Genomic DNA, 13,085 nt, shown 5'->3' with positions numbered 1-13,085 from the left:
TTATGCGTGGTAAAAGTACGAGGCAACTTATCGTTATCTGACATCGCAGTAGGTAAATATCACTCTTTTATTGCATGCCGATCTCGTTCATCACTCGACATCTCACCTCCCTCAAGCTAAAACTAATGGGATAAATTTAAGGAGAGATTATGCAATCCCTTTATCAGCTGATTACCGAAGCACACACAGCCATTCGCCCTCAGGTCAGAACCACGCCGCTGGACTTTAGCCCGCTACTCTCATTGATAACCGACTGCGAGTTATATTTAAAATGCGAACACTTACAGCATACCGGTTCATTTAAATTTCGTGGCGCGGTCAATAAGTTACGTATGCTGAATGACACCGCCCGTGAAAGCGGCGTAATTACCGCATCCACCGGTAACCACGGTCAGGCATTGGCGCTGGCCGCGCGCAGTGCAGGCATTCCCGTTACCGTTTATGCCCCGGCGACGGCAGCCCAAGTTAAGCTGGATGCCATTTGTGCCTACGGTGCTGATGTTGAATTAGTCGAGGGGGATGCGCTTACCGCTGAACTTGAAGCATCGCGACAGGCTAATTTACAGGGCAAGCCCTTTATCTCTCCCTATAACGACAAATATATTATTGCCGGTCAGGGTACCGCCGGTATGGAAATGATTGAGCAGCAGGCAGATCTGGATGCCATCTTTGTTGCCGTCGGTGGCGGAGGGCTAATATCCGGTATTGGCGCGGCCTTTAAACACTTATCACCCAACACCAAAATCATTGGCTGCTGGCCTGCCAACGCAACCAGTATGTACGCCAGCCTGAAGGCCGGCAGCATTATTGAAGTAGCTGAACAGCCAACGCTGTCGGACGGTACCGCAGGCGGCATAGAACCCGGCGCGATCACTTTTCCACTCTGCCAGCAGGTTATCGATCGCTATGAGTTAGTGAGCGAAGAACAAATTCGCCACGCTATGCGTTTGGTTGCTCGCACCGACCGCTGGATGATAGAAGGCGCCGCTGGCGTAGCATTGGCCGCAGCGATAAAACTCGCGCCGCAGTTTAAAGGTAAAAAAATCGCCGTGGTGTTGTGTGGAAAAAATATTGTGCTGGAGAAGTTTATTAACGCAGTCGCGGAATAATCCTATATCACCGGTGATTCAGGGGAAACCCGCCCCTGATTAACTGCTGCTCCCAAACGCATAACAGAGTGCTACCCGCGGACTGCGGCTCCACTGGCGTTCATCTGCCAACGCCTGACGCAAAAATGCCGGCATTGGCTGTGAGACAAAATCCCTGAAACCAAGCCGCCGGTAAAACGGCGCATTCCACGCCATACCCTCAAACGTGGTCAACCCAACATAGCAACAGCCCCGCTGCCGCGACCACTCGATGGCCGTGGTCATTAAGCGGCGTCCAATGCCCTGTCGACCAGCCTGTGGATGAACGCTAATTTCCTGTATCCATCCCCAGTCCCCGACACTATCGGCTAACACAAACCCGACCACTAACCCCGAGGTATCCTGCGCAACCCACAATCGTTTCTCGCACTGCGCCTGCTGTAACACCGCCTGCGGTAGCGTATGTTGCCGCTGTTCCGCGGGCAGGACATCATCAGGAAATAATTCTGCCGCCGCACGCTCAATATCAGCCAGTATTGGCAGATCGATAATACTAGCTAAGCGAATGACATCATCAGCGCTCATATTTTTATCTCGTTACCCATATTTACCCAAAAAAATGCCGGCAAACGATGCCGGCACCTAAACTTATCGTCAATAACGTTTACGGCATTAAATCCATTTGTCGCGTTTCTTTACCTAATACCATTACGGCAACAACTGCCACCATAATAGAGGCGCAGAACAGCGTAAAAATCAGGGAGATCGAACTGTTGACCGCCACCAAATAGCCCACCATTAAAGGGCCGAGAATTCCACCGACACGGCCAATAGAGGCCGCCATACCGGCCCCTGTGGCGCGAATAGCTGTCGGATACTGCTCTGGTGTATAGGCATACAACGCGCCCCAGGCACCAAGGTTAAAGAAAGAGAGCAACATACCGAATACCAGCAACTGCGTCACACTATCGGACGCACCAAAGAAATAGGCCGATACCGCGGTTCCGGTTAAATAGGTTGCCAAAACAAACTTGCGCCCATAGCGTTCAATCAGCCAAGCGGCGGTGAAATAGCCAGGCAGTTGAGCCAGCGTCATAATTAATACGTACTGGAAGCTCTTCACCAAACTAAAACCTTTGAGCATCACCACGCTGGGTAGCCACAGGAACATGCCATAATAGGAGAACACCACGCAGAACCAAAGGATCCACAGCATCACCGTCGCTTTACGATAATCCGCCGACCACACCGCCGTAATATTACTCACAATGGAAGGCTTCCGCTGTTTGACTTCACTGCGGTTAAAGCGCGGAGAATCCGGTAAGTTCCAGCGCAGATAAATGGCATAAAACGCCGGTAGCGCACTGATCAGCATGGCAATACGCCAGCCATAATTAGGAATAATAAAGTAAGCGATTAGCGCCGCGCCCAGCCAGCCAAATGCCCAGAAGCTTTCCAGCAGCACCACAATACGTCCGCGTTCGTGAGACTCTACGCTTTCAGACACCAAGGTTGAAGCAACAGGTAACTCACCACCGAGCCCCATACCGATAATAAACCGCAGTACCAACAACGCCGCCAACGTAGAAACCAGCGCGGTCAGGCCGCTACCAATGCTGAATAACAGCAGCGTCACGATAAACGCCGACTTACGCCCGGTACGATCGGCCATAACGCCAAAAACAAATGCCCCTACCGCCATACCAATTGAGTTAACGCTGCCAATCCAGCCCATTTGCTGAGCCGTCAGTCCCCAATCCTGCTTCAGTGCCGCCAGTAAAAATGACAATAGCCCAACGTCGAGGGCATCAAACATCCATCCTAAACCCGCGATGGTCAATAACTTATGTTTAGACACTGTTTTTTGTACCAGCGCCTTCGGTGAAGTCGTTGAATGTGACACCAGATTTATCCCCACAATCAAATGAAGCGCCTATCGAATAGGCGGAAAATAATCGGAACAGATTCAGCATAGAACAGGCAGCGTTAATCCACAGAACAATAAAGAAACAGCACAAGATAACTTGTGGCATATCCCAATGTGTTACTAATAGCTTCCTGAATAGCAAGTGATAGCAGTATCCAGAATTATGCACAACACATTTTTTCCTACTTTGATGGGAAATTCTTTCTGTAGTAGTATCGAGGTATACACGTCATAACTGTTGTTGAGCTTATTGATGGACCAAAAATATCAACATTGGCTGTTTGCACTGTCTGCACCTACGGCCGCCATGAACATTGAACACGGTGCTTCTTACGTTGATCCCAAGTTTTATCCGAACGATCCCATGTTGGATCTAAACGATAGTTGGGGGATCGATTCTAAATCGTCACTGATCGATACCGTTATCCGCATGATCGATAACGGGCACGCCGAAGAACTCTCCTATCCCTATTACTTATGGCACCAGCTCTCACCACTCCAGTGGAAAAACTATATCGAAGATCAGGAAGAAGAGCGTCTGGTATCGTTGGAGTTTGTCTCAAACTCAGCCGCTATTTGCGGCTCTGGCGGCATTAAGTCTTGGGATCTTAGTCGCATGAGCTTTCTCTGCCGCATTGGGGTACTCAACCAATGGCTGACGGAGGAAGAAAGCCTGTGGTTCCACTCCCGTATTGCCAGCCGCGCCCGTCATTTTTATGGTAGTTGGCAGGAATATACCGCCGGATTTCTCATTGGCAGAACCTTTTGGCTCGCCCTTGGTGAAGAGCGCCCGGAGTTCAAACGCTATGCCCTTAGCGCTAAAGGCGGGCTGGATTCAAACGTCAGTGTCGCCTTACAGTTATCAACCTCTCCTGATAGTCCTTATAAGCACCTTTCATGGGATATCGACCCAACGGAACTGGAGATCGAAAAGCCAGCATCATTACAGGAGGTTGACTGGTCATGAGTCAGAGTTGCTGGGAAATATTAGGCATTGAGCCAACCAACGATCAGGACATTATCCGTAACGCTTATCGCCAAAAATTACCGGAATACCATCCGGAAAGCGATCCCCAAGGATTCCAGAATCTACGTCAGGCGTTTGAGCAGGCGAAAAAAGGCATTCAGTCAGACTTTACGCCGATTTCAGCCCTGAGCGACGGTGCATTGACGCCTGTTGAATCAGACTCGCAGGAAAACGGCGAAGAAAACCAACCGCCAGAAACCGCTGAACCTCATCCGGAACAGCCCGCTATCGATCAATTAACCGCAGATTTCGATGCCTTACTGAACAATCCGCAAAAACGCTATCAGCCTGATGCCTGGCACGAATACATTCAAGAGCTGGACAAGCACTCAATCGAAGTGGTTAATCAACTGCGTTGGCCTCTGCTACAGGCGGTCTATAACGCCAGCTTTATCTCCAGAAATTGCGCACTGATTTTGGCCGAACGTCTGCGTTGGAAACAGCGACTGAATGAACTACAGGATGAACATGCACATAGTATGGATGAATACCTGGATTTCATTGCTAAAGGGGATATTCTCGACCTGACCCTGCTGTCAGACCTGCCGCTGGCGGCGCAGAACGCCAGCTTCGATCACATCAGCTCTATTCACTTCCTGTTCTGGGAAAGACCCGCGTGGATGTTGAGAGCCTATCTGGAGCAGCCAAGCGCGGTATATTGGCCCGATACGCCAGAATTGATGGAACGACGCTGCCGCTGGTACACCTACGCTGGATTTGGTTACCCGGAACTCAGCGACTACTGCCTGCAAAGACTGACTGACGAACCAGACAATATCGACTGGCTTTATTTATATGCTTCTCAATGCTCGCTGAACGGCGATGATCAACAAGCGCTGCCCTACTGGATTCGTCTCTACACCCTTGAACGCCACGCGGCGGCAGAGGCGTGGCTGCTAAACTGGTGTAAAACCCAGGCACCGGAACGTTTACCGTTGCTGATTCAGGCGATGGATAATCCGCTGTATGCTCCGGCAGACAGCATCCCGATTGATTCGCCCGATCAATGCTATCTGACACCCGCCCAGACCACCAAAACCCTACTACGATGGGGTGATGCACTGCAATATCCGCTACCGCAGTTGGCACAGGACTACGCCAATTGGAAATTATATAAAGAAACGCAAACCACCATACTGCGCCATCTGGTTGAGGATGACGGTAGCGATCCAGTCCTCCATTTGTATCGGCATGCCAGTATGTTGAGGTTAGGCAACGAAACGCTACTGCAACAGATTATTGATGAACCACTGTCGGATGATCCGCTGGATAAGCTGATACTTGAAGGTCTAAAGCATCTGGCACAGCAACGTCTGACCTGGCTGGAAAACTCTCAGGTCATTGCCACATTTAGCCAATGGCTGTATGCCCCTACCGCAGAACAGCTACCGGAAATATTTAACGACCGCGATGCGGATATCTATCAGCAGTGTCTCCACTGGCTGTTAGAGCGTCGCTGGATGGCCGATGAACAGTTAGAACGCTTGGTAAACAGTGAACAGTTTGGCAACAATCTGGAAATTATTACCGACTGGGTAAGCTTTATTGCCTTACAAAATAGCACCAGCCTACCGCCACCGGTCAATGGAGAAGACTACTGGGAATGGTGTCGTAAATGCTACGCGCTGGTTCTGTTGCTGGAAAAACCGGCGGAATCTTTAGCCATGATTATGCGGATGAAAAATCTGCATATCGAAGAGCAACATCCTCTACACCCGTTTTGGCAAATAATTCAGTCAATCGATCCTGAGCAAGGAGATATTGTCGAGCAGTACATGAATAAGCTGACCCTCAGCAATATTCTGCAACATCACTCATGGACTCGTCTGCCAATTACTCCGCAAGACTATCTGGATAATTCACAAACCAATAGTTCCTACTCTATCGATCACTTTTATATCAGTAGCACACCGTGGCGCGAGCAGATCGCCAAATCAAATCAAACCAATCAAATGGTTTTCTATGCCGCCTGTGCTTACTTTGGACTCAGCAGCCGCACGGAGCGTTTTACCGGTATGATTGAGGAAATGGTTACCGATGAGCCAACAGAAGCGACCTTAAAAGAGTCACTGCTTAACGCCAAACCTTATCCACTGGCAAAAAATATCCTCAACCCACGCTTGCTGGCACTGATAAACGAAATCATCGAGATGCGTCGTAATGAGCGACACCTCATGTCGGAACATACCCATCAGCTCCTGCTCGACTGCCAACAAAACGTCAATGAAGATATCACGCTGCGATTAGTGGCAAAGCTGCTATTACAAGAGTTTAACTATCGGCGCAAAAAACAAACCACCGATGAGACTAAACCCGCTTCCGTTTGGGCGTTCTGGCGCGTTAATACCCGCTTAAACCGCACCGGGTTTATGGCGCAGTTATTCTGTGGCTCGATTTTTGCCTTTATGATCGCTTACCTTTTGACGCATTTTTCCAGTACGCTGGACGGGCAAATCATCCTCACCTGCCTGTTGTACGTCAATATTGCTTGTGCCGCTACCAGACGACTAAATGATTTAGACCATGGCAAAATAGTAAACGTATTACTCACCGTCGTTGCCGTGGTATTCCCAATCAGTATGCTGTATCTGTTACTAGCACCCGGCGTTCCCTTTGCCAATAAAGCAGGCCCACCGGCAAGCGGATGGTTTAATCAAACTTAGCCAGCAACATGCGCCCGTTGGTTTAATATAATCAAACAAGAGAGGCTCCTGATGAATAAGACTTACAGAATTGCCGCCATTCCCGGCGACGGAATCGGCAAAGAAGTGTTACCAGAAGGAGTCCGCGTATTGGAAGCGGCAGCCCGGCGCTGGCATCTCAACCTTGAGTTCGAAACCTTTGACTGGGCCAGTTGCGATTACTACCTTAGCCACGGCCAAATGATGCCGGATAACTGGTTTGAATTACTCAAATCCTTTGACGCTATCTACTTCGGCGCCGTCGGCTGGCCAGATAAAGTCCCTGACCATATCTCCCTTTGGGGCTCACTGCTGAAATTCCGTCGAGAGTTCGATCAGTACGTCAACCTGCGTCCGGTGAGGCTATTTCCCGGCGTACCCTGCCCGCTGGCCAATAAAAAACCGGGAGATATCGATTTCTATGTCGTGCGGGAAAACACCGAAGGTGAATACTCGTCATTGGGTGGCCGCATGTTTGAGGGTACCGAACGGGAATTTGTGGTGCAGGAGTCAATCTTCACTCGCCACGGAGTCGATCGCATTCTTAAATACGCCTTTGAACTGGCGCAAACCCGCCCTCGTCGCCTGCTCACCTCGGCCACAAAATCTAACGGTATGGCCATCAGTATGCCCTACTGGGATGAGCGTCTGGCGCTAATGGCTGGGAACTATCCTGACATTCAGTGGGATAAACAGCACATTGATATTCTGTGTGCCCGCTTTGTGTTAAGCCCTGAGCGTTTCGATGTGGTGGTCGCCTCTAATCTGTTTGGCGATATTCTGTCCGACCTTGGTCCGGCCTGTGCAGGCACTATCGGCATTGCCCCCTCGGCTAATATCAATCCTGAACGCAACTTTCCCTCGATGTTTGAACCGGTTCATGGTTCAGCGCCGGATATTTACGGCCAAAACATCGCTAACCCTATCGCCATGATCTGGACCGGTGCCATGATGCTCAGCGTCCTCGGTGAAGGGGATAGCCGCTATCAAGCGGCGCACGATGGTATTCTTAAGGCCATTGAACACGCCATCGCCCAAGGCCCGAAAACCCGCGATCTCGGCGGTAATGCTTCAACACAGGAAGTCGGTCAGGCTATTACTGACTTATTAGCATCGGGCGACTTTTAGCCTTAAAGAACAACCAAAACAGCAAGGATACGCTGAAAATGCAGGAATAGAATTACGCCTATTCCAATGCGCTCTTCTTCATTTCTTATAGAAAACCGGAGGTCATCATCATGAACCTAACCGATCCAACGCTCTTCAGGCAGCAAGCCTTTATCAACGGTATTTGGCTTGATGCCAACAGCAAAAAAACTATCGACGTCACTGACCCCGCCAGCGGTGAATGCCTTGGTCAAATACCCGATATGGATGAAACCGATACACTGATGGCTGTCGATGCGGCTCGTCTGGCGTTAACCAACTGGAAAGCAATGCCGGCCCAACAGCGCGCCACGCTACTGCGTAAATGGTTCGACTTAATTATCGAGCACCGCCAAGATCTGGCGATGATTATGACGCGGGAGCAGGGAAAACCATTGGCTGAGGCGGAAGGGGAAATTCGCTATGCCGCGTCGTTGATTGAATGGTTTGCCGAGCAGTGCAAACGAACCAATGGTGAAATTATTCCATCGCCAACGGCAGATAAGCGTCTGATGGTCATTAAGCAGCCGATTGGCGTTTGCGCTGCAATTACCCCATGGAATTTCCCGGCGGCGATGATTACCCGTAAAGCCGGTCCGGCATTAGCTGCCGGTTGTACCATGGTGCTCAAACCCGCCAGCGAAACCCCTTATTCCGCCTTAGCGCTCGCAGAACTGGCCAATCGCGCAGGTATTCCTGCTGGAGTATTTAACGTGGTCACCGGCCATCCTGCCGCCATCGGCGGTGTGCTTACCGCTCACCCGGAAGTTCGCAAACTGACCTTTACCGGCTCGACGGAAGTGGGACGTTTATTGATGCGCCAGAGCGCAGAAACCATTAAAAAAGTCTCCCTTGAACTGGGTGGTAATGCCCCGTTTATCGTCTTTAACGATGCGGATATTCCCGCTGCGGTAGAAGGGGCCATTGCCGCCAAGTTTCGCAATGCCGGACAAACCTGCGTATGCGCTAATCGCTTCTATATCCAGCGCGATATTTACGACAGTTTCGCTGAACAGTTCACCCTACGGGTTAGCCAACTTAAAGTCGGCTCTGGGCTGGGTAAAGATATTCAGGTTGGCCCATTAATTAACGACAAAGCCGTACGGAAAGTTCAGGAACTGATTGATGATGCTTTATCCCACGGCGCGCAGGTGTTAGCCGGCAATAGCCCCCATCCTCTTGGCGGTAATTTCGTCACCCCAACGGTGCTTGGTCACGTTAGCGCTGGCGCCAAACTGCTGGAACAAGAAATCTTCGGGCCGGTTGCGCCACTGGTGGTTTTCGATGATGAAGCACAGGCCATCCAGTTGGCTAACAACACCATCTATGGACTGGCTGCCTACTTCTACAGTAAAGATCCGGCACGTATCTGGCGCGTTAGCGAAGCATTAGAATACGGTATGGTTGGCATCAATACTGGGCTGATTTCTAACGAAGTGGCACCGTTTGGCGGCGTAAAACAGTCAGGGCTGGGGCGGGAAGGTTCCGAGTACGGAATAGATGATTATCTGGAGTTGAAATATCTCTGTCAGGGGGGATTAAACAGCTAAAGCCAGATGTGCCGCAATACACCATGGTATTGCGGCACACGCTTCATATCGAATTTACAGCTTCATTGAATCCAAATAGTCGACCAAACGCTCGCGCACTTCATTAATCAATTCTTCTTTATGAGCGGCAAGGGTTTCATCAAACTCCTGTAGCCAAATACCAATCTGTAATCGTTCATCCCCCAGCGACTGCGACCAGGCACGTTCCAGACGCGCCATCAGCGCTCGGTTCGGCATGGTATCCCGTGGGTGAATCTTGAGGGATTTTAGCCGATCGTGACTGGCCTGCTTTTGGGCTTCGCTCAAGCCAATAGGGCTATGGTCAATCACCTTGGAATAGCTGCTTCCGCTCTCCAGCAGATTAACGTCCACTTCCAGAAGTCCGTTAATATCGTAGCTGAAGCGAATATCCAGCGCCTGAATCTGGCCATTCGGCTCCACAGGCACTTCAAACTCTTCAACCAGAATATTGCTATCAACTCGAGGACTTTCCCCCTGATACACCGCCACCCGAATAAATTTCTGCTCAGGATGATTGGTATAGAAGGTTTCCACCCGGGAAGTTGGCACCACCGTATTACGTTCAATAATCGGTGAGAAGATACCGGAGACCTTACCGTTACCGGTTGCAATACCCAAGGTATAAGGGCAAACGTCGGTCAGGATAACTTCATCAATGTCTTCATCCCGCAGACGACAGGCAGCCTGTACCGCAGCACCCAGCGCCACAATGGTACTTGGGTCAAGATGCTGGTGAGGCATTTTACCAAACAGGCGCACCACCATACGTTGGATAACGCCCAACCGGGAAGCACCGCCAACCAACACCAGATGGTCAAGCTCTTGCGGCTGTAAACGGGCATCGCTCAGCGCCTGTTCAATCGGCGCCCGCAAGCGATTAATCAGCGGTAGCCACAGCTTTTCCGCCTGCCGATCGTCCAAACTATAGCACCATTCTTTATCCTGCCAGTGCCAGCTTAGCTCTGATTCCTGCGTACTCAGGCGACATTTTATTTCTTCGGCGGCATCATTCAGGCGAGCCATGGCTTCCGGCGTAATCGTGCCTTCATCCAGCTTCCACTCTTTCAGACAGGCTTTCACCAGCGCGTGAGTAAAGTCCTCACCACCCAAATAGTTATCACCAGCAGAAGAGTGCACTTCAATTAACGGTAAAGCATATTCCAGTACGGTAACGTCAAACGTCCCACCGCCCAGATCAAACACCAACGTACGCCCAAACTCTTGGGTGTGCAGGCCGTAGGCCATTGCCGCTGCCGTCGGTTCATTAATCAAACGTACCGCATTTAATCCGGCGAGTTCGGCGGCAAAACGGGTTTGCTTACGCTGCTCATCGCTGAAATAAGCCGGAACAGAGATCACCACGTCTTTAATCGCCTGCCCAGTCCAAGCTTCCGCATCGGCCTTCAGGGATTTCAGCACCAGCGCCGACAGCTCAGGCGCACTAAACGTTTTTTCGCCGAGCTTAAATTGTTTATTACTGCCCATATAACGCTTAAACAGCGCCGCAGTTTTCGATGGATGGGTTGTCAGGCGAGATAAAGCCGGTCGACCAATAAGAATCGAGTCATCCTCATCGATACTAATGGCCGAAGGGGTGAGGTATTCCCCCAAGGAATTGGGAATCAGATGGGCTTTGCCATCCTGCCAGATACTAATAAGACTGTTGGTTGTCCCCAAATCGATACCAATTGCCGGTACAGACACCTGCTCTCCATTCATGACTTTCACCTCGTTTCATTCCATAGCTCAGCATCATATCGGGGGAGAAGAAACGAATCAAACCCAATGACCCGTTGAGATCTTGGCCCTGACTTTAATTGAAGCATCCAAATGTTGCCGAGGAAAGACCAAAGGTAGCAGAGCCGCAGGGATGCGGCGAAAGGCATAGTCCGCCGGGAGCGGGTCTATGCCGGTGCGTTAAGCCTTTGGGCTGAGCGAGGTTGCCGTCGCATCGCGTCGGCCAACAGTCGGCTGTGCAGGGGGGCGTTCGCCCCAACGCCCCCTTGCTCGCCACATGCGCTGTAGCCCATTTGAATCGATACTTTTTTAGTGGCGAAAGTCATACCTAGCTATCGGGTCAATCCTTAACAACAATGCATCTGGCCTTATATTTTGCTACCATCCGTAAGCCCCAGCCTAAAAACCCACCACTGGAGGAACCGTGAAAAAAGCCCTTGGCGTATTCTTTCCGCTGTATACCACCACCATGATCATGCTGCTCGGTGCCGGGTTGTTAACCACTTATATCTCACTGCGTCTGGCCTCCGCCAACGTTAACGGGGTCTTAATTGGTGCGATTATTGCCGCTAACTATATTGGTCTGGTTTTAGGCGGTAAGGTTGGCTATTTTCTGATTGGTCGGGTCGGCCATATTCGAACCTATGTCTCCTGTGCCGGTATTATTACCGCAGCGGTGTTGCTGCACGGCGTGACCGAATTTATTCCCATCTGGGTCGGACTACGGCTGATTATTGGTCTGTGCCTGATGTGTCAGTATATGGTACTGGAAAGCTGGTTTAACGATCAGGCGGCCCCGAACCAACGTGGCGTGGTATTTGGCTTCTATATGGCAGCCTCCTATCTGGGGATGGCGCTCGGTCAGTTGGTACTGATGGTGCAGCCGGATTTAGGCATTCAATCCTTACTGATTATTGCCATCTGTTTTTCCCTTTGTTTGGTCCCCATTGCACTGACCACCCGCAGTCATGCGCAACAGATTTCTCCGGCACCGATGGAACTGCGCTTTTTTATCAGCTCAATCCCCAAGATACTGGCTTCAACGCTGGTCATTGGTATGTTAGTTGGCTCGTTTTACGGGCTGGCACCGGTCTACGCTAGCCTGCAATCCCTCTCTACCCAGCAAACCGGTTTGTTTATGGCGACCTCTATTTTCGCCGGACTGGTAGCTCAACTGCCATTCAGTTGGCTATCCGATCGCTATAATCGATTGGTGCTATTACGCATTATCGCCCTCATGTTGGTCGTAGCAGCATTACCGCTGGCGATACTGCCCCATATTTCCTTCTATCTGCTGCTGGGAATTGGTTTTCTGGTAGGGATGTTGCAATTTACCCTCTATCCGTTGGTCGTCGCTTTAGCTAACGACCAGATAGAACCGGAACGGCGGGTTTCACTGGCGGCCTGTCTCTTGATGTCATTTGGCGTTGGTGCCAGTATCGGCCCACTAATTGTTGGGGCGTTGATGGAGCCTTTAGGCGGTAATATTTTGTATGCGTTCTTTATTCTATGCGGTCTAATTACGGTATTACTCAGCCGTACGACCAAAAGACAAGAAACGCATTTTGTCGAAGATGCACCATTACCTCATATTGCCATGCCGGACAGTCTGATGAGTTCCCCTCTCTCACCGGCCCTGAACCCCAGCTTTGATGAACAGATGATTCAAGAGAGCATGCCCGCACCAGAACCAGCGACAGATGAGCAGGAAACCACAGACACGCATGAAAACCCGCGCGAACAGACTGGAGAAGAAACTGAGACTGCTGTTATTATTATTCGGGAACCTGGAGAACATGAGTCGGAAGACGGAACCGCAGGTGACCACGACGATCGGGATAAAGGATTAGAAAAGGCCTATACCATGGTATAGGCACTGTCATCGTATCCCCTGACTAATTAAGAGAA

Annotated in this window: 9 protein-coding genes; 6 read left to right on the top strand and 3 right to left on the bottom strand. The window is 50.5% G+C overall.

Translation table 11 applies throughout. The features are described 5' to 3' along the window. Nucleotides 1-149: 149 nt before the first annotated feature. Nucleotides 150-1,109 (top strand): threonine/serine dehydratase, encoded by a 960-nt coding sequence (locus EL341_RS00145; protein ID WP_074824777.1) that lies wholly within the window; start codon nt 150-152, stop codon nt 1,107-1,109. Nucleotides 1,110-1,148: 39 nt separating this feature from the next. Here the strand turns inward: EL341_RS00145 and EL341_RS00140 are convergent, their stop codons facing one another. Next, nucleotides 1,149-1,673, bottom strand: a complete 525-nt coding sequence (locus tag EL341_RS00140; RefSeq protein WP_074824780.1) for a GNAT family N-acetyltransferase — start codon at nt 1,671-1,673, stop codon at nt 1,149-1,151. A 79-nt stretch (nt 1,674-1,752) separates the two neighbouring features. Further along, nucleotides 1,753-2,904: an MFS transporter gene (locus EL341_RS00135; RefSeq protein ID WP_047782427.1), complete on the bottom strand. Its 1,152-nt coding sequence runs from the start codon at nt 2,902-2,904 to the stop codon at nt 1,753-1,755. Nucleotides 2,905-3,268: 364 nt separating this feature from the next. On the opposite strand from EL341_RS00135, the gene EL341_RS00130 reads away from it, so the two are divergent. The 4 genes from EL341_RS00130 (at nt 3,269) to EL341_RS00115 (ending at nt 9,419) form a co-directional block, all read left to right on the top strand. Beyond that, nucleotides 3,269-3,982, top strand: a complete 714-nt coding sequence (locus EL341_RS00130) for a DUF1266 domain-containing protein (RefSeq protein WP_074824783.1) — start codon at nt 3,269-3,271, stop codon at nt 3,980-3,982. Next, the gene (locus EL341_RS00125; RefSeq protein ID WP_074824786.1) at nt 3,979-6,705 is read left to right on the top strand and encodes a J domain-containing protein; all 2,727 of its coding nucleotides are present in this window, start codon (nt 3,979-3,981) and stop codon (nt 6,703-6,705) included. Before EL341_RS00130 ends, EL341_RS00125 begins: the two co-directional genes overlap by 4 nt. A gap of 51 nt (nt 6,706-6,756) precedes the next feature. Then, on the top strand, nt 6,757-7,851 hold the full coding sequence (locus EL341_RS00120; protein WP_074824789.1) for a tartrate dehydrogenase: 1,095 nt from the start codon (nt 6,757-6,759) through the stop codon (nt 7,849-7,851). Between the two features lie 110 nt (nt 7,852-7,961). Then, nucleotides 7,962-9,419: an NAD-dependent succinate-semialdehyde dehydrogenase gene (locus tag EL341_RS00115; RefSeq protein ID WP_126466718.1), complete on the top strand. Its 1,458-nt coding sequence runs from the start codon at nt 7,962-7,964 to the stop codon at nt 9,417-9,419. Nucleotides 9,420-9,473: 54 nt separating this feature from the next. On the opposite strand, the gene EL341_RS00110 is transcribed toward EL341_RS00115, so the two are convergent. Beyond that, nucleotides 9,474-11,159 (bottom strand): molecular chaperone HscC, encoded by a 1,686-nt coding sequence (locus EL341_RS00110; RefSeq protein WP_126466716.1) that lies wholly within the window; start codon nt 11,157-11,159, stop codon nt 9,474-9,476. Nucleotides 11,160-11,601: 442 nt separating this feature from the next. Between EL341_RS00110 and EL341_RS00105 the strand changes: the two genes are divergently transcribed. Then, complete coding sequence (locus EL341_RS00105) at nt 11,602-13,050, top strand: MFS transporter (RefSeq protein ID WP_126466714.1); 1,449 nt, start codon at nt 11,602-11,604, stop codon at nt 13,048-13,050. The last annotated feature ends 35 nt before the right edge of the window (nt 13,051-13,085 follow it).

Source organism: Pragia fontium (assembly GCF_900638655.1).
In the GTDB taxonomy this organism is placed as follows: Bacteria; Pseudomonadota; Gammaproteobacteria; order Enterobacterales; family Enterobacteriaceae; genus Pragia; species Pragia fontium.
Note: the sequence above shows the minus strand (reverse complement) of the source record. Positions and strands in the feature narration are given on the sequence as shown.